At 57.0% G+C, this 25,457-nt stretch carries 13 protein-coding genes and 3 pseudogenes; 10 read left to right on the top strand and 6 right to left on the bottom strand.

The annotated features are described in order from the left end of the window. The first annotated feature begins 38 nt into the window (after nt 1-38). The 4 genes and pseudogenes from ABIB06_RS19965 (at nt 39) to ABIB06_RS19950 (ending at nt 3,223) form a co-directional block, all read left to right on the top strand. A complete protein-coding gene (locus ABIB06_RS19965; protein ID WP_354125619.1) occupies nt 39-758 on the top strand; it encodes a hypothetical protein in 720 nt (239 codons plus the stop codon). 274 nt (nt 759-1,032) lie between these two features. Next, nucleotides 1,033-1,737 (top strand): annotated as a pseudogene (locus ABIB06_RS19960) (SOS response-associated peptidase); the annotation flags it as partial. A gap of 84 nt (nt 1,738-1,821) precedes the next feature. Then, nucleotides 1,822-2,423 (top strand): annotated as a pseudogene (locus tag ABIB06_RS19955) (DinB/UmuC family translesion DNA polymerase). Nucleotides 2,424-2,674: 251 nt separating this feature from the next. Further along, a complete protein-coding gene (locus ABIB06_RS19950) occupies nt 2,675-3,223 on the top strand; it encodes a T4SS efffector SepA family protein (protein WP_502918120.1) in 549 nt (182 codons plus the stop codon). Nucleotides 3,224-3,366: 143 nt separating this feature from the next. Here ABIB06_RS19950 and ABIB06_RS19945 read toward each other — a convergent pair whose 3' ends face one another. The 4 genes and pseudogenes from ABIB06_RS19945 to ABIB06_RS19930 form a co-directional block, all read right to left on the bottom strand. Beyond that, nucleotides 3,367-4,437 carry an IS3 family transposase gene (locus ABIB06_RS19945; protein ID WP_354125617.1) on the bottom strand — a complete coding sequence of 357 codons (1,071 nt, stop codon included), beginning with the start codon at nt 4,435-4,437 and terminating at the stop codon, nt 3,367-3,369. Next, nucleotides 4,404-4,556: pseudogene (locus tag ABIB06_RS19940) on the bottom strand (transposase); the annotation flags it as partial. The pseudogene ABIB06_RS19940 and the gene ABIB06_RS19945, both read right to left, overlap by 34 nt. Nucleotides 4,557-4,719: 163 nt before the next feature. Then, the gene (locus ABIB06_RS19935) at nt 4,720-6,327 is read right to left on the bottom strand and encodes a hypothetical protein (protein WP_354125616.1); all 1,608 of its coding nucleotides are present in this window, start codon (nt 6,325-6,327) and stop codon (nt 4,720-4,722) included. A gap of 1 nt (nt 6,328) precedes the next feature. Next, nucleotides 6,329-7,783, bottom strand: coding sequence for a hypothetical protein (locus tag ABIB06_RS19930; protein WP_354125614.1), 1,455 nt, complete (start codon nt 7,781-7,783; stop codon nt 6,329-6,331). A gap of 305 nt (nt 7,784-8,088) precedes the next feature. Here ABIB06_RS19930 and ABIB06_RS19925 point away from each other — a divergent pair, with 305 nt between their 5' ends. The 6 genes from ABIB06_RS19925 to brxL are packed head-to-tail and all read left to right on the top strand — an operon-like array spanning nt 8,089 to nt 20,598. After that, a complete protein-coding gene (locus ABIB06_RS19925) occupies nt 8,089-8,892 on the top strand; it encodes a hypothetical protein (RefSeq protein ID WP_354125613.1) in 804 nt (267 codons plus the stop codon). Beyond that, complete coding sequence (locus ABIB06_RS19920; protein WP_354125612.1) at nt 8,889-9,446, top strand: BREX protein BrxB domain-containing protein; 558 nt, start codon at nt 8,889-8,891, stop codon at nt 9,444-9,446. Before ABIB06_RS19925 ends, ABIB06_RS19920 begins: the two co-directional genes overlap by 4 nt. Next, complete coding sequence (gene brxC / locus ABIB06_RS19915; RefSeq protein ID WP_354125611.1) at nt 9,443-12,865, top strand: BREX system P-loop protein BrxC; 3,423 nt, start codon at nt 9,443-9,445, stop codon at nt 12,863-12,865. Before ABIB06_RS19920 ends, brxC begins: the two co-directional genes overlap by 4 nt. Then, on the top strand, nt 12,862-16,224 hold the full coding sequence (locus ABIB06_RS19910) for an Eco57I restriction-modification methylase domain-containing protein (protein WP_354125610.1): 3,363 nt from the start codon (nt 12,862-12,864) through the stop codon (nt 16,222-16,224). The genes brxC and ABIB06_RS19910 overlap by 4 nt, the downstream gene beginning before the upstream one ends. Beyond that, nucleotides 16,221-18,542: a BREX-1 system phosphatase PglZ type B gene (pglZ, locus tag ABIB06_RS19905; protein WP_354125609.1), complete on the top strand. Its 2,322-nt coding sequence runs from the start codon at nt 16,221-16,223 to the stop codon at nt 18,540-18,542. The genes ABIB06_RS19910 and pglZ overlap by 4 nt, the downstream gene beginning before the upstream one ends. Before the next feature lie 4 nt (nt 18,543-18,546). Next, nucleotides 18,547-20,598 carry a BREX system Lon protease-like protein BrxL gene (gene brxL / locus ABIB06_RS19900; RefSeq protein ID WP_354125608.1) on the top strand — a complete coding sequence of 684 codons (2,052 nt, stop codon included), beginning with the start codon at nt 18,547-18,549 and terminating at the stop codon, nt 20,596-20,598. 561 nt (nt 20,599-21,159) lie between these two features. Here brxL and ABIB06_RS19895 read toward each other — a convergent pair. After that, on the bottom strand, nt 21,160-21,615 hold the full coding sequence (locus tag ABIB06_RS19895; protein ID WP_354125607.1) for a hypothetical protein: 456 nt from the start codon (nt 21,613-21,615) through the stop codon (nt 21,160-21,162). A gap of 127 nt (nt 21,616-21,742) precedes the next feature. After that, the gene (locus ABIB06_RS19890) at nt 21,743-25,108 is read right to left on the bottom strand and encodes a phage tail tape measure protein (RefSeq protein WP_354125606.1); all 3,366 of its coding nucleotides are present in this window, start codon (nt 25,106-25,108) and stop codon (nt 21,743-21,745) included. Between the last annotated feature and the right edge of the window lie 349 nt (nt 25,109-25,457).

Raw genomic sequence — 25,457 nt, 5'->3', positions numbered from 1 at the left:
GGCCGCCACAACATTCCCCGAGCAACAGAGGTAAAGTCATGAAATTCGTCACGAAGCTTTTTGTCGCTACCGCCGCCCTTGCATCCACCTCGGCCCTAACGCCCGCGATGGCGGGTGGTGGCTTTTTTGACAAGTTTGATCCCTGCATCGAGCAGACCGACAACTTCCGGGCCGAACGTGCGTCCTACTTGCGAGATCTGGACATAAAAGTTGTCGACGCGGACAGCGCCGCGGTCACCCCAAGGTACCGCGAGGCTTGGATGAAGGCCAAGCGGCTCCAGCTCAGGACGACCTTCGATACTCTCGTCGCCCCAACTTTGAAGGAGATGGGTGTGCAGGACATGGAGGCCGAATACGGCCGTTGGTTCGACAAGCGGCTAGATGCCATCGGCGCAGCGAACGTTGACAAGCTCGTCGCCGTCAATTTCCATCAGGAGTTGAAGCAGGTCCGGATCGAACAACGCGCGTCTGGTGAGGCTGATGTACAATCTAAAAAGCAGGATCTCGATCGTTCCTGCAAAATGGATGTCGGCAACCAGGTGCTTCGTGGTGTTTTGACTACCGCGCTCGCCCCCATTGAGCTGATGTCGAGAAACTGGGAAATCGCCAAGCGCGAGAGTGGTGAAGGTGCAAAAGTCATCGCCGCGGGTACCGGCATCAGTGTAGACGCGATCAACAACAATGGCGGCGTCTTTGGAGGCGGTCTCTCAGGTGGAGAAAATAGCTTTTTCCGCAAGAACCTCGGGATTCGATTCTGACGGCAGGCGCTGATCTAGATGCAAGCTGGAAAGGCCCGGGGAAATCCGGGCCTTTTCGTTGTTATGCGCGTGCAACGCTTTCCCTTTTGCTGACAACCGGCGAGCTGGTCTGGACCGACGCGGGGCAGCGGCTGCTCGACAACACCTGCCAGCAGCGCATTCGCGACATGAGGAAGACGGGTGCTGGCCGACGTTCGAAACGCCGTAGCCCGCTCCGAACTCTCTGCTACAATTGGCCGGACAGCCGCGCCACCTCGGGACCGAAGCTTGACCGATGTATAATCTCTATTCGATCACGACAAACCAGGCCGCGATCATCGCGCTTTTTCGTGTCGTGAACGGATACGTCGGCAAGCTGGCGCCGATGCCGGGGGTTTTCCGGACTACAAGGCACCGATCGTGCGCAATGGGACCGAGGGCCGCGAACTCGCTATGGCGCGGTGGGGAATGCCATCGTCGTCAAAGGCGCTGATGGATGCCACGAAGAAACGGGCCGAGAAGCTTCAAGCAAAGGGCAACGCGATCGATTTTAAGGAGCTGCTACGGATGGAGCCGGACGGCGGCACCACCAACATCCGCAACGTGAAACTGGACGAGATGGCTGGGAGCCGAAAGCCGCTGCGTGGTGCCGTTCACCTCATTCAGCGAGTTCAACAAGGCCGAGGGCGGTGATATCTGGTTCGCGCTCGATGAGACCCGTCCCCTCGCCTGCTTCGCCGGCATCTGGACCAACTGGACGTCCGTTCGGAACGGTCAACGAAGGTGAGACGACTAACAACCTCTCCGCGTTCCTCACGACCGAGCCGAACGCCGAGGTCGGCGCGATCCACCCAAGGCGATGCCGGTGATCCTGACGACGCCGGACGAATTCGAGACCTGGATGATGGCCCCACCGGACGAGGCACTGAAGCTGCAGCGACCGCTTCCAGACGGGGCGCCCCGGATCGTCGCCCGCGGCGTCAAGGAAGATCCGGCCGGGCCGAACGACGTGACCGATCAGAGCGTCGAGAGCGACTTCCGGGCGAAGCCCTCGCCCCGTCAACGCAAGATCATCCACGTCGACATGGACGTCTTCTACGCATCCGTGGAGCAACGGGACAATCCGGAGGTCCGCGGCAGACCGGTCGCCGTGGGCTGATCCCGCGAGCGCGGCGTCGTGGCGGCGGCAAGCTACGAAGCCCGAAATACGGAGTCCGGTCCGCCATGACATGCGCAACCAGTCCCTCGAATTCACAGGCAAACTTCGGGAAGGCCGGAAGCTACTACTGGATCTCGCGCTGCGTCGATAACCGCGAAGTTCGGGCCGACCGGATCCGGAAGTCCGTTGGCGCCGAAAACACCTTCGTCACCGACCTCACGGAGTTCGAGGCGATGGTGTCGGAACTGCAGCCGCTGATCGAGAAGGTCTGGCGACATTGCGAGGACAAGGGCACGCGAGGCCAAACCGTGACGCTCAAGGTCAAATTCGCCGCCTTCGAATTGATCTCGCGCAGCCGAACGGTCGCTGGTTCGGTCGAGCGCCGCAGCGATTTAGCAAACGTGACGGCCGCATTATTGAGAGCACTCTTCCCGATGAAGAAAGCCGTCAGATTGCTCGGCGTGTCACTCGCCGGATTTGCGAGCGAAAAAACCGATGATCCAGAGCAAATAGTTCTGAAATTGTAATCGACTCCATTGCCAACGTCCCTCCCTGCGCTTGAAGGTCGACTTCATACCATCGCGGTTTCCGAACGCGCAGCGCGCGGCGATGCGCCAGCCCAGTTGCCACGCCTCCCAAACGTTCTCGACCGTCGTTAGAACATAACAAGAACAATAGCAATTCGCCTGCACCGAAACTTCCCGCTTGCGTGCCCAGGCCTATAGGCCTATAACTCTGTACGGCAACAACGCCGCCTAAAAAGAGGTTTTAAGTGCCTATGATTACAGTTTCACAACAGCTCTTCGCCCGCATTCAGCGCCACGCGGTCCCTCTCGTCGACGACGCGGAAAGCACGCTTTCTAAAATCCTCGATGGTTACGAAAAGTCTCTGGGGTCCATGCCCGCACCAGCGACAGCATCAGACGAAGCGGATTCGACGGTCAAAATCTTCCCGACCGACAATCCGCCTCTGCTGACCTACACCAGCCTCAGCAACGTCCTCATCGATCGGAAAGGCTTTTCCAAAAAGTTCTGGAACCCGGTCCTGTTCGAGATGATCCGCCAAGCGGCCAGCAAGATGGGGGTCGCGAATCTGAAACCCCATCTCGACGTGAACTTCCAGGAAGGGGACCACCCTGCGTTCGGCGAGTACATCAAGGAGGCCAACATCACGGTGCAGGGCCGCGACGCAAACCTCTGCTATCGCTCCATCATGAAGATTGCCAAGGCGGCGAAAATTCCGGTCGTCATTGACTTCTATTGGCAAGATACGCCCAAGGCCGCGCACCCCAATCGTACGGGTCGCTTCGATTACGACGGCAAATAGTCCAAATCGCCGCTCAACCAAAAAAGGCCTCGATTTTTCCGAGGCCTTTTTCTTTTGTGCGACTCGGATTCGTTACCACTGCTCAATGAAATCAGAAGTGGCCGATGCTATTGAGCGGGCGCTCGTGACCTTGCCCCCAGGTTTTATCCAGTCCTGAGTTCGCCCGTGCCGTTGGATTTGCCCGGGTGGGTGGTGGCAGCGACGGGAGCTGGCGCGGAGCCTTCGGCATAGCGCAGCGCCAGATCCCGGCGCGGGTGGCAGGTCATCGCGAACTCGGACGGGGTTCTCCATCCGAGCTGCGAGTGTGGTCTTGTGTCGTTGTAATCGGCCCGCCAACTTCCAAGTGTGACGCGGGCTTGTGCCAGTGACGTGAACAACGTCTCGTTCAACAGCTCATCCCGCAGCCGGCCGTTGAAGCTCTCGATGGAGGCGTTCTGCATGGGTTCGCCCGGCGCGATGTAGTGCCATTCGACACGGCTTTGGTCGGCCCACACCAGGATGGCGTTGCTGGTGAGTTCGCTGCCGTTATCGCTAACCACCATCCTGGGCTTGCCGCGCTCGATCATCAGCCGGTCCAGTTCCCGCGCCACGCGGATGCCGGAGAGCGAGGTATCGGCCACCAGCGCCAGGCACTCACGGGTACAATCATCGACGACAGTCAGGATGCGGAAGCGGCGGCCGTCGGACAGCTGATCCGACACAAAGTCGAGCGACCACCGGTCGTTCGGCGTCATCGGAACCAGCATCGGCGCCCTGGTCCCGATCGCCCGCTTGCGGCCACCACGGCGGCGCACCGTCAGCTTCTCTTCCCGATAGAGCCGGAAGAGCTTTGTGTGGTTGATCAGATAGCCCTCCCGCCTGAGCAGAACATGCAGCCGCCGATAGCCGAAGCGGCGGCGCTCCTGGGCGATCGCCCTCATGCGTTGGCGAAGGCTGGTATCGTCAGCCTGGGTCGTCCGGTATCTCATGGTCATGCGGCAGCAGCCGATGGCTTTACACGCCCACCGTTCGCTCATCCCATGGGCATCCACCAGATGAGCGACAGCTTTCCGCTTCCCCGCGGGCGTCACCACTTCTTTCCCACGAGATCCTTCAGCGCCGCATTGTCCAACATGGCGTCTGCCAGAAGCCGCTTCAGCTTCGTGTTCTCGTCTTCCAGCGACCGCAGTCGCTTGGCCTCCGAGACGTCCATCCCGCCGAACCTGGCCTTCCATTTGTAGATGCTGGCGTCGCTTACACCATGCTTGCGGCAGAGATCGGCGACCGGAATCCCCGCTTCGTGCTCCTTCAAAATCCCGATGATCTGTTCTTCCGTAAACCGCTTGCGCTTCATGCTCTGGTCCTCGGCTTGGGCCAGAACCTTCAAACTGGATTAAGCCCGAGGGGCAAGGTCACGTGGGAAATGAGAATATGGAAAATGCCGCCAGATCGATACGCTCGCGGGGATGCTCTGCGCACTAAATCGAGATCGACCGACCTCATTTCCTTGCTCAGACTCACGATTTGTAGGAAGGCATCAGCACAGTTTTTGCTGCCCCCGATATTCCATGGGCTATGCTCGCGCGCTGCTCAGGCAAAACCGGCAGGCAACCTCCTAACGCGACAGCGATCTGTGAATACGGGGCGACAAGGTCTGGGTATTCTTCGGCCACGCCATCGGGAATGGAATCTCGCCAGATGATGGAAACGTGCTTGCCCTCATAATTGGCTCCCTCTTCGGCGAGATTCCTGATCATCGGCAGGTTTGCTCCTCCTCCGGTCGCGACCAGGTTCACCTGATTGTAGTCTCCTGCCACGGCAATCGCCGCCTTGCCTACCAACACGCGGATTCTTTGGGTGAAATCCACAACTGGCGGATAGTCGAGAAATTCCTGCAATTCTATGGTTACAGTATCACCAGTCGGCATTTCGATGACGACTGATCCATTATCGAACAATTGTTCTTTGTAGAGACGTTTGTCGCGGCGGACCGAGATTGCTGCGGCTTGGTATTCTGTTGAACCGCCAAACAAGCCACACTTATTCAACGCCAGCTTCAGGAGGGCGTCGTCCAGAATATTTCCAGCACTCTTGATCGCATCCGCTGCTTTTGTGACCTCCCAAACTCGCGGGCGCTCCCATTCGTCGTTTGTCCGGCAAATGCAACCAGCTACGTCGGTGGTTCCAGCTCCAACGTCAATGATCAGATACGATTCCCTTGAATTTGGCCTGCCGCCAAACAATGCCCCTGCTCCAGCTGCGGTTGCCTCTCTCACCGGTCTATCCATGAGGTTGAGAGGAAGCTCTGAGAACTCAAGCTTCTGCAATTGATCAAGCGCAGCTCTCGCTTCTGCAATACTGATGCTCACCAGCAACTTGTCCTTCAGCGAGCGAGCCAGCACGATGGCCTGCGCCATCATGGTCTTCATCGCGGCCTCGTTTCCCTCTCTGTGTGTATCGTTCCAGGCAGGATGTGCAAAGCGCCGGAGTGCGTTTGGGGAAATCCCTTTTGATATGAGGGCTTGTTCTGTGAGATACATCAAATGGGCCAGATACAGGATGAGAATGTCACTTTGGAAGAAGCTTTGCGATGGATCTTGGATAGCTTGCAGTTTGATCTTCGCCAGGTGCGAGACTTCCTTTCCCAGTGTCATGTACTGCTTGATCGAATCGATCAAACGGTCAGGTGACGCTTGAGAGTCATCGAACTGTTTCCGAGCATTTGTTCCGAAATAGATCCTTCCTTGATCGAACAGAAGTTCGGACGGACTAACTAAGGAAGACTTCCCAGACCCAGCTCCCCCGAGCGGCAGATCAATTAAACGAGGAAGCAAGTCCCCAGAATCGACGCTGGCGAACGATTTGGAAAATGACGTTCCGAAGTCGATGCAAAGAAGCGTGTCCTTTGGGATTTCTGAATCTTCGATTTGAACAGGAACAACAACGGAAGGCGATTGGACCGAAGCCTGTTCGTTACCAATGGAAGTTGCCGGCTCAACTCGAGATTCCTGAACCAACACATCCAACGCATCGATTTCGCGGGATGTTAGTATCGTGGTCTCTGATTTTCTCTTTGCACGTTCCAGTAGGTTTTCAAGCATCTCGATCGCAAATTGCCTGTTCATTTTACCCCCCAATCTTCTCGACTATCGCTTTGACGACAATTTCTGCGGGCCTTCCCGGCAACTGTTTGATGACGGCCGGCGCTGTTATTCGTACGCTTTCTAATCTGGCGATCTGTTCGTTTGCTTGGTGAAGCGCGGGATCGAACCGAACTAGTTTCCCTCGCTCACCCGAAGTAGCGATGTATCGTCGCTCGCCGAGCGCTTTACTCCACTGTTCGATTAGCCGCATTCTTGAAGCTCCCTGCCGGAGCGTTGTGGCGTTCAGTGGTTCTATGATCTCGATGTTATCCGCGACGGAATCTAACGCTTGAGGACCGGTATCCTGATTGTCGACAGCGATCAGCAGTTTCGCCAATATCTCATCGGTTAATCGCTCGTTGTCCTCTCGAACGCTTTCGTTTGCTTTTTTCTCGGAAAGCGCTTGCCCGGTAGCCATCCATCTTGAAATGCTGGGATCCAGACTTGGATCCGTTGCCGCAACAGCCCGGCCGGTTTCGTTTACCCGTTGCGCCCCCAAGCTCGACGACAAAGCCTGGCGAAAATGATCGTCCGTCACGCCCTGCCGTGCCAAGATGTGAAGACCCGTCACTGCTAACTGAGCGATGCGATCACATTTTGCCTCGATTGATGAGGGCGGAGTTCCTGGTCTCCACCAACCGCGAACGATGCCCGCAGCTCTATAAAAATCAGCGTCTAATAATACCTCGAACCGCAATCTTGCTAGGTGGACCATCAGCTCCAAGACAGTGACCGCAGCATCTTCGCGTAAACGCGCGACGGTACCGCCTTTTTGTCCACCGGCTTGTATAACAAGATTGACGAACGATCTTCCAAACCCCTCACCGCTTGTAACATCCGCGGTTGCTAATGGAGCGCTGAGCGCCTCGCAAATCCGAACCAGCTTGCGATAAGCGGTATCCACAGGATCGCTTATTGCTCTCATCTGCTCCGAGAAGGCTTCAGAAACGTTCCCAATTACTTCGGCAAGCGTAGACGCGCGGCTGACAGCAATTTCCGCCCATATTGCGCGCGACGATCTCTCTGCGACCTCCGCCTGGGCAAGTTCTGTTGCCGCATAGTTCATGGTCCAGGGAGAGGTGCTCAGGGAGACACCTTTCGCCAGATAATATCGATCATCAGCCGAGCCCCATGTTCCCACTCGCGGCAGTGGGACTTGCAAGCCTGCCGTGAGTATCGGACGGACCAGAGCCGCAACCGGCTTGGACACCTCCGAGGCTTTGCCTAGGATGGATACAGTTCGAAGTCGATCCGTCGCCTCGCCCCCTTCGATTGTTTGCCCGAATATGCGCAGGGCCGTCGTAATGGGCGCTTCTGCCAAGATCTCTTTGCGGAGCTTTCTCGTCTCGATCAGTGATTCGACAAGGATTGCCGCTTCCGCAAACGCTTGGGGAATGGTGCGCTGCGATGGGCTGGTGGTATTGTAGTTCGAAGGCATCAATGATCCTGATAACGCGACGGCTATTCCGTCAAAAAAGTCGGCAATCTGAAAGGATAAAGCCCCCGATCGATCGGCGACACTACGAAATGCGCACAACCGACACCATTGCGGATCTATCCAAAATAGCCAACATTGAACATCCCAACGTAAGGTGCAAATGGCCACAGCGCCTCTTGATTCTAAGGGCAGCTCAGGAAAGTAGACCTGATCCGTGCCAACCAAGCCGCTTGACAGCTGAATTCGCCTAACGTCTGAAACTCTTTGATAAGCGTCTTGGCGTCTCCCAAACAGAATGAATCGTTATGTCTAGTGGCCTCGTCTTATCATCTAAATTTCCACTGCCTTCGCCTGAAATGGAAGGATTCGGTTTCAAATTCTCTGCCGGCGGCGCACACATCAGCCGCACCATGATGCTGACAGAACTTAACTCGGTTTTGGCAAGTATCCCTCTAGGCTCGGCTACGGCTGACTACCGGGACGCGATCGTCGACCGAAACATTCTGGGTAAGACGACCGATAGCACCCGGCAGAAGTCCTTGCGGCACCTTCGGGAGCTTTACGGGCTCGACGAATCATTGCCGATCTTCGGCGCACTACGTAAACTCTATAGTGTCCATTCAGAGAGCATAGGCTTGTTGGCCATTCTGGTAGCCTGGGGTCGTGATCCGCTATTGCGGGCCACGAGCCAGCCAGTCTTCAAAGCCTCAGTCGGCGAGCGGGTCGAGGTGGCTAGCCTAGCCGAAGCGTTGGAGGTCGCCTTTCCGAACCAATACTCCGAACTGAACCGGAACAAGATTGCGCGGAATGCCGCGTCGTCCTGGACCCAAAGCGGGCATCTTGCCGGCCGTTCGACTAAAGTTCGTCAGCAGATCAAGCCTACAATCGTGGCCGTCACCTTGGCCCTCTTCCTTGGGCATATCGCCGGTTATCACGGTGCCGCTGTTTTCTTGAACCCGTGGTGTCAGCTTCTCGACCTCAATCCTGACCGCGCACGCACAATGGGCATTGAAGCTCATCGGGCTGGCCTGCTCAACCTCCGGGCCCTCAGCGAAGTCGTTGAATTGAGTTTCCCAAGCCTCGCAGAATTTGAAGATTACGCAGCATGAGCGCCATTGAACGCCTTCTTTCTAATTATTCGCGCCAAGTAAAGCTACCTTGGCCCACTAACATGGCGGGAAAGCAGCGCGTTTGGTTCGCAGTTTATCCACCGGTCGAAGAGCGGCGGGTACGAGCACGTCAGCCGCAGTTTGAAGCCCTCACACTTGAGGCAGGCCACAACTGGATCAACGTCGACCTTACACCCCTACTTCCTGAATGGATTGCGGCCCATGAATACCGCGAGGCGATCTTCGCGCAACCAGAATTTTTCAGTACCGACAGCGACCTGGAAGCCTTGGCGGCTGAACGGGTGCGTGCAGCCTTATCTCGCGACGATGCGGATCCCAGCAGCGTCGTGGCCATTTCCGGACTCGCTTCGCTATTCGACTTCATGCGCGTTTCCAGCTTAATCGAGCGCGTCGAAGACTTCATCCCAGGTCGCTTGCTCATTTTCTTTCCTGGTGAATACGCAGGAAACGTTTACCGCTTTATGGATGCCCGAGACGGCTTCAACTACATGGCTGTTCCCATCACTTCAACCGAAAGCTTTCTGAGCCCATGATCAACCGCGAACTCTATTTCCGCGATCCGGCAACGATTGAATTACTCAACAACGGCGTCTCGAAAGTCGCTGAAATCGGCCAAGATGATCGCCAGATCAAAACCCTCCGCTTCGAGCTAGAGACGTTCGTCTGCGATGGGGAGTACGCGCGCGGACTTGAGCGGATTCTCAAATCCTACCTCGACGGCCTTGGGCGCGAGGAGCAAAAGGCTGTTTGGGTCAGTGGTTTCTTCGGCAGTGGCAAATCCCACCTTGTTAAGGTGCTCCGTTATCTGTGGGAGGACTATCGGTTTACTGACGGAGCTACCGCCCGCTCTATTGTTAGGCTCCCTTCAGAAATTGAAGATCTGCTCAAGGAACTTACTACTCGTAGCAAACCACTGGGTGGCTTGCGAGCGGCCGCCGGCACGCTGGGGGCCGGCGCCATGGACAACGTTCGTCTCGCATTCATTCAACTGGTACTTCGAGCTGCCAACCTCCCAGAAAATCTGGCTCAGGCCAAATTCGTCCTCTGGCTCCGTTCGTCCGGGCTGGAGGCAAAAGTCATCGACGCTCTGAAGCAACAGAAGCGCGAACTTGGTCGTGAGGTTCGTAGTCTGAAACTATCGATTCCACTTGCTGAGGCTCTTGTCAGTGCCGATCCCAAATATTCCAACCCTGCGAACGCACAGGCTGCCATTCGCGATGAATTTCCGGACATTACCTCGCCTACCATAAGTCAGGCACTTGAATTCGTCCGACAGGTCTTGGGTGAAAAAGGCAGCTTGCCATGCACCCTTCTCGTTGTTGACGAGATTCAACAGTTTATCGACCAGAAAGTGGCGAGAGCAAATGACGTCCAGGAAATTGTTGAGCATTGCTGCACTGATTTGAACCAGCGCCTTGTCTTTGTGGGCACCGGTCAATCAGCACTCACATCGATGCCGGCCTTGCAAAAGATCCAGGCGAGGTTTGGAGTCCGGGTTCAACTATCAGACTCCGATGTTGAGAGTGTCATTCGCAAAACGGTACTCAGAAAGAAGCCAGAACAAGAACCCGCAATCTCAAAATGCTTGGACACCAATCGAGGCGAAATTGCTCGCCACCTTCAGAATACACGCTTCGCGGCCAACCATGACGACGACCAATTCTTCGTGGCGGACTATCCCCTGCTCCCGACCCGGCGCCGCTTCTGGGAGAAAGTTCTGCGTAACACTGACCATTCCGGCGCCAAGGCTCAACTCCGCTCGCAGCTACAGATTGTTTTTGAGGCTACGCGGCAAACAGCCTCAGCTCCAGTGGGGTCCGTTGTCCCGGCGGACTTCATTTACGACCAGATTTCGACAGACCTCATCAACACCGGCGAACTGGAACCGGAATATGATGAGATCATCCGCAAGCAACGCGACGGCACCAAAGACGGCGATCTCCGCTCCAGGCTTTGTGCCTTGATTTTCCTGATAGGCAAGCTGCCCCGAACCCCAGGTGCCGACGACGGCGTTCGGGCTACCGCAGAAACATTAGTAGACTTGCTCGTTTCCGACCTGAACATTGATCGCCCGAAGCTGGAGCAGCAAGTTCCCAAGCTTCTAAAGCAACTCAGCGATACCGGCCACGTAATGGTGGTGGAGACTGAATACCGTCTTCAAACTCGTGAGGGTGCGCGTTGGACCCATGATTTTAACCGCCGCCGCGCGGCGGCCCTCAACGATGACCAACGTATCAATTCTAGGCGCGGGGAGCTTTTGCGCGACGGTACGAAGCAGGCGCTCAAGCCAGTATCGTTGCAGCAGGGCACCTCGCACCAAGCGCGAAAACTCGTCTTTGAACTCTCCTCAAGTCGACCGGCGTCAAGTAATGACGAAGTGACCCTGTGGGTGCGGGATGGGTGGAGCGACGACGAAAAATCGGTCGTCAACGATGCTCGTGCAGCGGGCGTAACCAGCCCCTTGCTATTCGGTTATCTGCCGCGGGTTCACCATGAGGAACTACGACAGGCTATCGCATCTAATCTTGCCGCTCAGGAAACGTTGGACGCCCATGGCCCGGCTAGCGGACCGGAGGCGATCGAGGCAAGGAAGGCCATCGAGACTCATTTGGAGATAGCCCGTCATCGCATCCAGGAATTGCTTGGTCATGTAGTTGGTGGCGCGAAAGTCTTCCTCGGGGGTGGACAAGAGGCTAACGGCATTGAACTGGCCGACAAGGTGCAAGATTCGGCGGATAGTGCCCTGGCAAGGCTGTTCCCGCAGTTCTCCGAGGCCGATCACGCAAACTGGGGACAAGTCGTCAATCGCGCTCGTGCCGGTGACGTTGGTGCACTGTCACAAATAGGCTACCCCGGCAACGTGACCAATCACGCCGTATGCCGTCGTGTGCTTGAACTCATCGGTGCCGGCAAGAAGGGCAAGGACGTCCGAGAAAACTTTCGATCCGCGCCATTCGGTTGGCCTCAGGATGCCGTCGATGGCGCACTTTTTGTTATGCTGGTCGCAGGCAACCTTCGTGCCACCGTCAACGGCCAGCCGGCGCAAGCGCAGACGCTTCCACAGAATCAGATCGGCGTTGCTAGCTTCTATGTGGATGTGCCGCCGCTAGATGTTAAACAACGACTCGATCTCAAGGCGCTTTTTCAAAAAGCTGGTATCACAACCCAGAACGGCAAAGAATCCGAAGCTGCCGCGCAATTCCTGCAAAAACTCCTAACTCTCGCTCAATCGGCTGGCGGTAGCGAGCCTCGACCGGAGCCCCCCGACACCCAGAACGTTGTTGCTCTGCAACTGTTGAGCGGCAACGCCCAGCTGCTGAAAATTCACGCGAAGAAAGACGAGCTCACTACCAAACTTGCCGACTGGAAGAAGAATACCGAAGTGATCGTCAAACGCTGGCCCGCGTGGGAGCGCTTACTGGAAATGCAAGCCTTTGCTAACGGCCTGCCGGAGGCGGAAGTCTGTTCCAAATCCATCGCCGCCATTTCTGACAGCCGCGCCTTGCTAGCAGATCCCGATCCAATTCCAGAGCTCATTAAACGGCTCACCACTGCCCTCCGTGCGGCTCTCAGTCAATTACAGGATGATCTGAGCGCCGCGTTCAAGGCAGGTGATGAAAAGCTGGCTACCTCGCAAGTATGGGGACTCCTGAACGAAGAACAGCGTTCTTATCAACCTGCGCCGCTGGTGAAGGAGATGTTCGGCTCTGAAGATGAGATTCTAGCCGCTCTGCGCACAAGCACATTGGCGAACCGACGGAACTTAATCGACGCCGTACCGCAGCGATTTTCCCGCGCGCTCGATGAGGCGAGCAAGCTAATTCAACCCAAGGCTCAGCGTGTGGATCTACCTTCCGCGACGATCCAAAACGAGGCGGAATTGGAACAATGGCTTAAGAATGTTCGTAAGCAGGTTGAGGCGAAGCTCAAGGACGGTCCGGTTCTCCTATGAGTGTCCTCCCAGTAACTCTTCGCCGTGCTCTGGAAAGTGCGATCAAAGAGGCCCGGACGATTGCTGAGCGCGGCGCTCGCAAGGCGATCGAAGCCCTAGCGGTGCATGAGGCCGACCCCTACAAGCATATGGATGAGGCGCAGCGCGACTTGCGACGCAAGCTTCGGGCCCAGGCCAGACAATTGGGAGATGGGGAGAGCCTGACCCGACGTGGCGCATACGAGACCAAGCACCTTACTGAGAAGCTCGCCTACGATCAATGGCACCGTGTGCTCTTCGCCCGCTTTTTGCTGGAGAATGGTCTTCTCATTTCGCCAGAGCACGGAGTATCCGTGTCGCTGGAGGATTGCGAGGAGCTTGCGCCGTCAATTGGCCTCAAGGATGCATGGGCTGTTGCGGCTCGCTTCGCTGCCAAGGAATTACCGGAGATCTTTCGCGCCGACGATCCGGCTGGCGCGATGGAATTGCCGATAGAGGATCGCAATCCGCTTATCCAGCTGGTCACCGGCTTGCCGGTAGAGGTGTTCACCGCCAGCGACAGCCTTGGCTGGTGCTACCAGTTCTGGCAGGCCGAGCGGAAGGATGAAGTCAACGCCGCCGGCAACAAGATCGGCGCGGACGAACTGCCCGCGGTTACGCAGTTGTTCACTGAAGACTACATGGTGGACTTTCTGCTCGATAACACGCTGGGTGCCTGGCATGCCGGCAAGGTTCTCGCCGCGAAGCCCGAGCTGGCCGCAACTGCGCAGAGTGAAGAAGAACTCCGTCATGTTGCGGCGCTGCCGGGATGCCCGTGGAAGTATCTGCGCTTCATCAAATCGACGAACGGCCAGTGGACTCCCGCGGCCGGCACGTTCGACGGTTGGCCGACGACGGCGAAGGAACTCAGGTGTCTCGACCCGTGCATGGGCAGCGGGCATTTTGTGGTGGCGATGTTCGAGCGACTCGTCGCGCTGCGGATGGCGAAGGAAGGATTGGACGAAGCTGACGCCATTGCTGCGGTTATCCGCGACAACCTGTTCGGTCTGGAGATTGACCCACGTTGCACGCAGATCGGTGCGTTCAACTTGGCTTTAGCCGCATGGCGCCGCGTCGGTCACCGCCCCCTGCCCGCTATGAACCTCGCCTGTTCCGGTCTTGCACCGAACGCCAAACAAAGCGATTGGTTAAAATTGGCCGGCGATAACGACCGGCTCCAGCGCGGTATGGCTCGTCTCCATGCCCTGTTCAAGGACGCGCCGGTACTGGGCAGCCTCACCGATCCTCGCGCTGTGGGCGGCGATCTGGTTGAGTCTGATTACCACGAACTCCAGCCCCTGCTGGAGAAGGCACTAGCACAGGAAACCAATGACGATACCGCACATGAAATGGCCGTGACCGCCCATGGATTGGCGAAGGCTGCCGAACTTCTCGCTGGCGAATTTACACTCGTCGTAACCAACGTGCCTTACCTAGGACGGGGTAAACAAGATGAGATTTTGCAAGACTACTGCGAACGCATTCATCCAACTTCGAAAGCTGATCTTGCCACGTGCTTTGTTGAGCGCTGTTTGGCGCTCTGTTCAACGGGCGCAACCGCCTCGCTGGTCACGCCACAAAACTGGTTATTCTTAGCTAGTTACAAGTCTCTTCGTAGAGAGCTATTGACCAGTTCGTCGTGGTCGTTCGCCGCTAGACTCGGATCGGGAGCCTTTGAGACTATCGGCGGTGAAGTAGTCAAGGTCAGCCTCGTGTCATTAACTCGTCGCAAGCCCGAACCCTCGAGTCACTTTATGGCTCAAGACGTCTCAAGCAAACTTTCTGTTCAAAGCAAAGCAGCTGCGCTTCAGACCGAAGAATGTCAGCTTTTGATCCAGCGTGATCAGCTTTCAAATCCTGATCACGTCGTTACCGCGGAGCCCCTAAGCCAAGGGTTGTTGCTGGCTGACTTTGCGGTAAGCGTGGAGGGAATGTCTACCGGTGATAAGGATAGATATCTCGCATGTTTTTGGGAAGTGGGTCATGATTCGGCGACGTGGCAACCGTTCCAGAATTCGCCCACCGGTTTAACGCACTACGATGGCTTCCAATTGGTGGTCAGATGGCAGGATGGGCGCGGTGACTTGGCAAGTTCGGAGGGAGCTCGCGTCCAAGGTCATGCAGCCTGGGGGAAGCGTGGCATCATAATTGGTCAAATGACTGCCCTCACCGCCTCCCTGACTTGCGGCTTCCGACATGACAAAATGACGGCAGTGCTGATTCCGAGGAATGCCGAGAATCTAGAGGCAATTTGGGCGTTCTGTTCTTCTCCGAAATACAACGCCGAAGTCCGCAAGATAAACCAGAAGTTAAATGTTGCTACGTCAACTCTGGCTAAAGTCCCCTTTGACCTAGCACTTTGGCAGAAGGTGGCTGCGGAGAAATATCCGAATGGTTTGCCGAAGGCATTTTCCAGTGATCCGACGCAGTGGTTGTTTGACGGGCATCCCAAAGGATCGGATCAACCGCTACAGGTAGCCGTCGCGCGATTGCTGGGCTTTCGCTGGCCAAGGCAGATCGGTTCAAGTTTCCCCGACTGCCCAGGACTGGCTTCGGACGGTCTGGAAGAAAGCGCGGACAGTGATGGGATTGTTTGTCTTTCCGCGACCATGGGCAAAGCGCCGGCCACCGAACGTCTGCGCGAGCTACTTGTTCTCGCCTATGGCAAGGACTGGAACGCCGCAATGTTGGAGGGCCTGCTCGCTCAGGTAGATTTTGCCGGCAAGACGCTGGACGACTGGTTGCGTGACGCCTTCTTCGACCAACACTGCACATTGTTCCATCAACGACCATTCATTTGGCACATCTGGGACGGTCATAAGAGCGGCTTCGGTGCGTTGGTGAACTACCACCAGCTTACCCACGCCAATCTGGAAAAACTCACCTACGCTTATCTCGGCGATTGGATCCGCCGCCAGCAAGCGGCGGTGAACGCCGGCGAGGCCGGCAGCGATGCTCGCTTGCAAGCTGCCAAACAATTGCAGTCCCGGCTCAAGCTCATCCTCGACGGCGAACCACCCTACGACCTCTTCGTCCGCTGGAAGCCTCTCCCGAAACAAGCCATTGGATGGTTTCCCGACATCAATGACGGCGTTCGAATGAACATCCGTCCATTTGTCGTCGCTGACGTTCTCCGTAAGCGCGTCAAGGTCAAATGGGAGAAGGATCGCGGTAAAGAACCCGGTCGGGACAAAAAGGACTTTCCGTGGTTCTGGAGCTGGGATCAAGACAAGCAGGACTTCGCTGGAGCCGGCAAAGAGCCGGACGGCAACCGGTGGAACGATTGTCACTACACCAAAGAGTTCAAGAAGCGAGCGAGAGAGGCGAATAAACCGCGATGAGCTCACTCGCAGATGAGATGGCTACAGTTCTTAGAGCGCAAGCTTTTTCCTATGCTGCCGGCGACCAAATTGCGCCTTGCGCGATCCTCTGGACAGACCCAGAGCGACTGTGGGAAGGCGCGATTCCGGAATTACAGGCGATGGTTCCGGAGCTGTTTCTCTTAGGCAACTACGTACCAGGAAAACGCTCGGGGCCGGCTGTTTGGCTACGCTGCATTGAGGCACGCGCCGTTGAATTTGCTCCGCCGGTGGGGACCACACCGATATTCTACCTGCCTGGCATAGGCCGCGAGTGGTTGCGCGCCGCTGAGGAATGTCCGCAGGATCTCGCTGCCCTCGTGGAATTACAGTATCGAGGCGTAGTGTGGTTGCATGTGAACGGCAAGGAGTGGACACCCTACGCTTTTCTGGTTTCCAAGCACGGTGGCCTGGGACTCGACGTGGCGAGGGATCAAGCGACGCTCGACGCATTAGCTGGCGCTCTGCCAACGTTGATGACGGAATCAGTCTCCCTATTCCAAGATCGACGACTGGACGCAGACTTCTTCAACAGCCTCTTGGCACCCGACGCGGTGGGCTCCATGCTCCGTTGGTTGAGCGATCCGGAGGAGTTTAAACAGCGTCGAACAGATGCCGAATGGAAGGCGTTCTCGCAGCAGTGCAAGGCAGACTTCAATTTTGATCCGGTGAAGGACGGTCCTCTCAAAGCAGCGCAACTCCTGGCCGCGCGGGGTAGCCAATGGGACCAAACATGGCGGCGCTTTGCCGAAGCACCAGCCAACTATCGGGGCATTTTGGAATGGCTGAAGCGGGCTGTTCCGAAAGCATCGAGCATGTTCGATACCGCCGAGGTTTGGCCACACGTCAACGAGAGAGAAGAAAAGAAGCTTAAGCAAGCCCTGGAAGGTTTAGTGGATCGGCCACAGGATGAGGTAATTCTTCGTATCGCCGAACTGGAGGCCGAACACGGGGAACGGCGTGATTACCCGTGGCAGAAGCTGGGCTTCAGCCCCTTGGCGACCGCCCTCGAACCGCTCTCGCTACTTGCAAGTTTGTGCAAGAGCGCTCCCGGAGCTCCAACTCCTGAAACTTACGCAGAATATTATGCCAACGACGGTTGGCACATAGACGCTGCGGCGGTAGCTACGATGGCCGCCTGCGGGTCGCCAGAGCAGCATGGAGAGGTTCTAGGTACCTTGCGCGCCGTATATCTTCCGTGGCTCGAAAACACCGCTCGACACCTGCAACAGCTTATTCTCCAGAACGGAAGCTCGGTTGCGAAACGCGCCAAGCCAATCGCCCCTGCTGCAGGCCGACTCGTCTTGTTTGCGGATGGACTTCGCATGGACGTTGCCCGTCAATTGGCGGGAAAGCTGGCGGCGGACAGCGTTGAACTCACAGAAGATTGGGAATGGTCAACCATCCCTTCGGTAACGGCCACGGCAAAACCGGCAGCGTCGCCTGTGACAGACGCTGTTCAGGGAGGTGAAGCTGGCGATCAATTTTCCACGAGGCTCGTTTCGTCCGGCCAACTATTAACTCAAGACCGTTTCACCGCTACCTTGAAAGAACGTGGTTGGCAGTTTCTCACTTCTGGTGAAACTGGAAATCCATCCGGCTCTGCCTGGACGGAAGCCGGCGCGCTCGACAAGCGCGGTCACAACGAAGGATGGAAGCTGGCTCGAAGTGTTGACGCGGAGGTTCGTGATCTCGTTAGCCGCATTACTACCCTCGTGAAGGCTGGCTGGACCGAAGTAATCGTAGTGACGGATCACGGCTGGCTACTCCTACCGGGCGGACTGCCGAAGGTCGAATTCAAGTCATTCTTGGCCGAACATCGCTGGGGTCGTTGCGCCGCGTTAAAGTCCGATGTTCAAACCGACGCCATGGCTTTCAATTGGTTTTGGAATCCGGCAGTCAGAATAGCAAGCCCGCCAGGTGTCGGGTGCTTCCGTGCATCGATGGAATATTCCCACGGGGGCGTGTCACTCCAGGAGATGGTGACACCCGTGCTCCGCGTGAAGGCCGCCCTTCAGAGTGGCGGTTCAGCCCGACTGATTGAGGCCAAGTGGACCGGCGCAAAGTGCAGAGTAACGGTCGGCGGCAATTGTGCAGGCGTCCGCGTTGATGTCCGTACCAGCCAAACTGACCCGACCACCTCCCTATTAACCGATAAGCAGGCGCGGGAAACTACATCCGACGGCAAGGTTACGGTATTCCTCGAAGAGGACGCCGATATCGGCAAAGAAGCAGTAATCGTTTTGCTGGACAATTCGTCACAGGTAATCGATTCTTTATCCACGATACTTGGAAATTGACCTTATGAGCCAACAATTGGATTCCGTCGATAAGATCGCCACCAAAGCCTTCGAGGGCTACGTGGTGCGCAAGGATCTTGTGCGCAAATTTAAGGGGCAATATCCGGTTCCAACCTACGTCGCTGAGTTTCTTTTGGGTCGCTATTGTGCCTCGGTTGATGACGATGAAATCGCCGAAGGTCTCAAGATTGTCGAGCGTCAGCTCGGAGAAAAAACGGTTCGTGCAGGAGAACATGAACTGTTCAAGGCCCGTGCTAAAGACAAGGGACACGTCAAGCTGATCGATATCATCACGGCTCGCTTGGACGCCGGCACCGACTCTTTTGTTGCGACATTGCCAAGCCTGCAACTGAAGGACGTGCGCATTGCGCCTGAGACAGTTCATAGCAATGAGAGGATGCTCACGGGCGGGTTTTATGCCGAGGTAGAGCTCGGCTACGATCCGACGATAGCTCAAGAAAAAAATGGTCGGCCATTTGGACTGGATTCCCTCCGCGAAATTCAATTGTCAAAGCGCGAGGTACTTCCGACGCTGTACAAAGGTCGGGAGGCTTTCGCCACTGAAGAATGGAAAGACTTCCTGATCCGAAGCATTGGTATGGAGCCCGAGAAGCTTACGGCGCGAGCGCGAGACATGATGCTTCTCCGAATGGTCCCGTTCGTCGAGCGAAACTACAATTTGGTGGAGCTGGGTCCGCGCGGAACTGGCAAGAGCCATCTGTTCCAGCAGGTGTCACCCTATGCTCACCTGATTTCCGGAGGCAAAGCGACGGTCGCGCGCATGTTTGTGAACAATGCAAACGGCCAGCGTGGATTGGTGTGTCAGTACGACGTTGTCTGCTTCGATGAGATTTCCGGTGTCTCGTTCGACCAGAAAGATGGCGTTAACATCATGAAAGGCTACATGGAATCCGGCGAGTTTAGCCGCGGCAAAGAAAGCATCCGTGCCGATGGTGGCGTCGTCATGGTCGGCAACTTCGACGTGGACGTGCAGCATCAGCAGCGTGTCGGTCACCTTTTCGGCCCTCTCCCGCCCGAGATGCGAGACGATACCGCGTTCATGGATCGCATCCACGCCTACCTGCCCGGCTGGGATCTTCCGAAAGTAAACCGCGAACTGCTGACCGATCACTTTGGGCTTGTAAGTGACTTTCTGTCCGAGTGCTGGAACCAGTTGCGGCGACAGAGCCGACAGAACCTCTTCCAGGGACGCATTCATTTGGGAGGCGCTCTGAGTGGACGTGACACGACAGGCGTCCAGAAAACAGTTAGCGGGCTTATCAAGCTGATATCGCCAAACCCGGAAATTCCGGTTTCCGATGAGACCCTTGAGTGGGCATTGAGGGTCGCGTTGGAATGCCGCCGACGGGTCAAGGAACAGCAAAAGCGCATCGGTTCCGCAGAGTTTCGTAACACCCAGTTCAGCTATTCGATGGGCGAAGACGGTGTAGAGAAGTTTGTTTCTACTCCAGAGCTTTACAGCGAAAGCAGCATTGGCGGAGATCCCCTCCCGCCGGGACAGGTTTGGGTCATTTCAGCCGGCGGGGGTGGAGAAAACCCCGGACTATACAAGGTAGATATCACCGAAGGTCCGGGCGGCGGCGTGAAGATCTTAAATCAACCTGCCCCCCCTCCTTTCAAAGAAAGTGTCCGGTGCGCCGAACAGAACTTGTATGTCCGCTCGAAGGAACTCGTGGGCGACCGCGATCCCCGCCAGCGTGAATTTTCCATTCAACTGAGGGCCTTTGATAGCGCTAAGACGGGATCCTCTGTGGGTGTCGCCGTACTCATGGCCCTTTGCTCATCGCTCCTTCAGAAAAGTATAAGGGGTGGCCTCGCCATTACCGGAGGTCTTAATTTAGGCGGTTCAATCGAGACAATTTTCAATCCTGTTGCCGTCGTTGAAACGGCCATCGAGAAAGGTGCCGCGAGCATTTTGATGCCGATTAGCAGCAGGCGCCAATTGAACGACCTACCCGATGACCTCGCGGCCAAGGTCACGATCCACTACTATCTCGATGCCCGAGATGCGTTGCTGAAAGCGTTAGCGATTTAGTTGGATCAGCTACGCATTGTCCGCGGATAACTTGAAACTGGTCAGACGCTTTGCGAAGAAACGCTCAGCTCCTCAGGGCTATCCCTCTTACCTTTGCAAGAGATGACAAAGTCGTCGATATACGCCCTTAAGGTCGGTCGGCCTTTCCCGTTCGATAAGTTGCGAGTCTCGTCAGATGATGAGACAGTACTAGCGTCGCTTGGAAATTTCTGAGCGCGCTCTCCGCTGCGTGCGGTAGCTTCTCGCGGGTATTCAGGGGAGCACGATGGATCGTCCCTGACCGGCCCTGTGGCCATAATAAGTTCGTCTGACGCCTCGTGGCCATTGCCGGAAAGCTTGCGGTCAACATATTCCCAACGCCAGCGTGATGGCCCATTAGCGAAAACGTCACAAGGAGGTGGAAGGATCTTCTCCATCACCGAATCGTCCCATGTGGTGTTGTCGTTCCGCAAGACTTTTGCAAGATCAATGGCGCTGAAACGGTTTTGCAACAGCACTAACCGTGCCCTTGCCGCCGACGACCTCGATGGCCTTATTGGCGAAGCGAGCGCACCGGCCCCTTTATGACATTTTACCTCGATAAGAAATGGTTCTTCGCGGCTTGCGATTAGCCTTAGCTTTTTCTCCATCAGGCGGGCCATTCCGCAACTCTTGCAACAGCCTGTTCGCAGTCGCATTCATAGCAGCAAGTGCTATTCCCGCATCTTCCGCCGATCCTTCACCGAACTGTTCGGCCCTCTCAGGCTTCCGGGTCGGCTGATGCGCCCCTATTGCTCGAATGCGGCTTGCCTCTCGAAACTCATCGATTGCTGCCAATGTCACAAAATACTTCCCGGCAAAAAATTCATGTGTGAGCTTTCCAGCAACCACTAGTCTCCGCAACGCGCTGACGGACATCGATCCATCGGGGAAGGCAAGATGAGCCGCGATATCTAAGCGAAGAGGAGTACTCGGCTGAATAGCGCCCATTTCGGCAATGATCGCAGCCACGTTCCTTTTTCTCTTCTCCGCAACCATCAAGGCCCTCCACGATACGATTTTGGACGACGATACCTCTGTTTTGCTGGTTTCTCCACTAATGGTGTCGCCGGTTCCTTTGCAGTCGTGCAAATTGGGGAGTCCGAAGTTCGTCCGCGCCCTCCTCTCATGTGTACTCCGACGCGGTATCGTGAACTCTCCAGTTCATCGACTCATCGATCCGCCGTTGCACAAGCGTGGCCAGTGCCTCCGGATCATGCGAGCTGCCGTTGATGTGGATAGCGACTGGCCCCATGGAACGAGCGTCGCCCGCTCCAACACCAACACCAGATGTTGCCGGAGGTGGAACATCCTGGATCACGCTCGCAGGCGGCACCAGGGAGGTGACACCCTGAGGCGCGTTGATGCCAAGGCCGGCGCTGCCGCGTCGGACCATGAGATTGTGATCCGCGTCAATCCAATGCTCTCGCACCGAGTCGTTGTCGTTGCCGGCAAGCATCTTCACCTGGAGACGACCATTGTGCATGCGGGTCTCGCCGGTAGCGAGGCCAACATGACCACCGGGCTGGTTGTAGCCCCCACCGGTCGGCTGAAGCAGAACGTCATTCCGCATGACCTTCGCAGGATCGATGGCACTCCCATAGCGCTGAAACGAATTTGCGACAGCGCTCCCCGTGCCCTTGCCTCCAGCGGCCTCGATCGCCTTGTTGACGAAGCGAGCGCACCAGGCGTTGCTTTTGCCGCGAACGTCACCGCCGAGGGCTGCCGCCAACACTCGGTTGTCGGTGTACTCGTTCATGCCCTTGTACTTCTCTGCCCAGGCAACAGCGTCGCCCGTGCCGGCATATCCAGCGCCCGCATTGGACAATGCGTTCATCTGTTTACGGACACCTGCTGTCCAGCCGCCGTTCAATCCACGGGGATCATTCGCGGCGCCTGGTGGAGCGTAGAGGCGGCCCATCTTGTCGAGATCAGCACCGGCTCGTCGGTAGTTCTTTGCCACGACCTGGCCGGTCTTCCTGATCCCTGCGTCGAGATCGGCAAAGCGCATCTTGCGGGTCATGCCGGTTGCTGGGTCCATGATGCCCCCCGGATTGTTTCCAGAAAGCACGTTGCCGTTTCCGGTTTCGTGGGCAATGACACCGGCCAGCAAATCAGGCGAAATGCCATTGGCTCTCGCTGCCGCGACCACTTGATCGTACTTGCCGGCGAGTGCGGTGCCAGCGAATTTGCGCTCGAAAGCGGACCGGCTCAATGTACCAGTGCCAAATGACGGGACTTTGTCTCGACCGATGATGCTGCCGCTGCGGCCGACTCCGAAGTCAGGCAATGCGACGCCCGGAACGCTCTTCAGCAAGCTGGGAACGCCACCAACGAGACCGCCGCCAAATCTGCCACCGGAGCTGCTGAGGCCGGAGCCGCCAACGGCAGCATATTGCAAACCGCCACCGGGACCGCTGTTGAATGCGGCGCGCTCGACCTTGCCACCGAACTTGCCAAGCTGGTCAGCAAGGTCATCGACTCCGTTGCCGAGCATGCCGGAGAAGTCAGTCGAGCCGGTGTAGCTCGACTTTTTGTACAGGTTACTCCGATGATTTCGCTGACGCTCACGCCACTGGCTGGTGGTTTCCCCAAGTTGCTTCACGTTGGCGTCGGGAACACCATCATTCTGGTGACGTACAGCGAACGCGCTCAGCAATGCGACTGCGGCCGGTATGCCGCCGATGAATGCGAGAGCATTGCCCAAACCGCCGAGTCCCAACGTGAGAGCGGCCAGAACAGACAGGAGCGGCGACAGTGCGGCCAAGGCGACGGTCAGTCCGGTCAACTGCGCGACTAGGTTACCCATTTCCCGCGCGTCGGCCGGATTCTTCCCGGCGAGGAATCCAAGCGCCGAGAATGCTGTCTTCAGTCCGCTGGCAAACTCTCGAATACCCTCAGCAAAACCGGTCCCGAAGGCGCGCCACTTCGCGACGGTGCCGGCATCGAAGTTGTTGGCGACGACCTTCACCGCCTCGCCCCAGTCCCTCAACCCAAAGCCCTCGCGAGCGCCGTCAACTAGCGCCGCAAAGTGTTCCTTGATCGAGTCGAAGTTGAAGCTGTCCGCTAGGTTGATGACGGCGTCGGAGATTTGGTCGAACCAGACCTCAAGACCAGCGCCGACCTTTTCCCAGACTAGACCCAGCGCCGCACTGATTGACGCCCATCGCCCTTGCATCGAACGGATCTTCTGCAACGCCGTCCTATCGAGGAAGCCGGGCTTATTTTCGATATCCCGTACAACATCCTTCAGCTTGTCGCGACCGAGGACCAAGGTCAAAAGTTCGTCCATCCACTCGCGCCCGCCGATCTGCTTTGCGACCTTCGTTCGCATTCGTTCTGGAAGTTTCGCGAGATTGTCGAGAATCTGCTGAATGGCTTCCATTGGCCGTTCTCGCATCGTCTTGGCCATGCCAGTACGGCCACCAAAACCAAGGGCATTCGCGGCGGCATTAAGGTCGCTGGCCTGTTGACCCCTGGCGGAATCCGCACCAGCGATCTGGCTAGTCAAAAAGCTTACGAATGTGCCCATCTTGTGCGGCTGCACGCCAAGCGAAATGCCGGTCGCGTCGAAGGCCGCAAGTTGCTCCGGCGTCATTCGGGTGGTCGCGAGCGCAGACAGACTGCGGCGCATCGCCTCGATGATCTCGCTTCCATCGGCGGCGGTCGAGTTGTTCGCGACCGCGACCGCGTTCAAGATTTTGCTGAAGCGGCCCGTGTTCCACGGCATCTGAGTCGAGAGACGACCGAGCAACTTGCCGACTGCTTCCGGGTTTACATCGAGACCTGCTTGCGCCTTCAAGGCCAAGTCTGCGAACTCGCCTGCAAACTGCTTGGCAACACCGGCCTTCAGTCCTTCAACTGCGGTGTCAATGACCTTGCTACTGCCGATGCCGTATCGGATGCCGTCCTTGTCCGCGAATTCCTGGCGAAGCTTTGCGACCTCACCCTTAGTTAGGTCACCGAACATCTCGGCACGGACTTCCGCTGCCTGGGTCTCTATGCGCTTGCGGAGGGCGGACGCAATACCGGCTCCTGTGATGGCGGCGCCGGCCGCGATGGTGCGGATGCGAGGGGCGGGCAGTCGGCCGCCTCCACCGCCGTATGATCGGCCGGAACTGGCACGACGTTCCACGGCAGCGCGGCGTTCGATCTGGCGAAGGTAGCCGGATTCGAGACGTTCGAGAGCGGCATAGGTTCGCCTTGCGTCATTCAGGCGCTGAGCGTTCGCCTTGCTCCAATCGGAGGTGTAGTTGCGGGCCGCGGACCGGCTGACATTGGCCATGCCTCGCATGTGGTCGGTTGCTGTCTTCGCTGCGCGGCTGAGCCCACCGAACGATTGCAAGCCAGCGCGACCGATGTTGCTGAACGAGGCGTTGAAGCTCTTTGCGGCGGACTCCAGCTTTTTGATATCCGCGATGACCTTGCGGAGTGCCGGAGACATTTCGTTGACGGCACTGAGTCTGGCGCGGATGTCGAGATTTTCGGACATTAAGTGGGTCTCTTTGGTTAGGGCGAATAAATCGCCTTTTGCGAAAATGCGCTCATGCGGCGCATGGAATGGTGCCCGTCAAATATCTGGGCCGGGTGGGGTCGTGCGGACGAACCTCCCGAAAGGCGGGGGTACTTGAAGCCCGGGGGGCGGGTCCAGAAACAGGTCCCTTTTGTTGACGGCTGCGGAGAATGGCTCAGCCGCACGAGTGGCATATTCGGATAAAAAGTATCGACTGCCACCCGTCGCTCGACCGCTGGGAAACCTCCGCTGCCCGTGCCGACGGCGACTATGGAGAGTGATCGCGATCCAACTACGTGAGCCGGATGCAGGCGCACCGGCCGGCCGC

The organism is Bradyrhizobium sp. LB8.2 (genome assembly GCF_040548035.1).
Classification (GTDB): domain Bacteria; phylum Pseudomonadota; class Alphaproteobacteria; order Rhizobiales; family Xanthobacteraceae; genus Bradyrhizobium.
The sequence above is the reverse complement of the archived record's forward strand: the minus strand, read 5'-3'. Positions and strand labels throughout refer to the sequence as shown.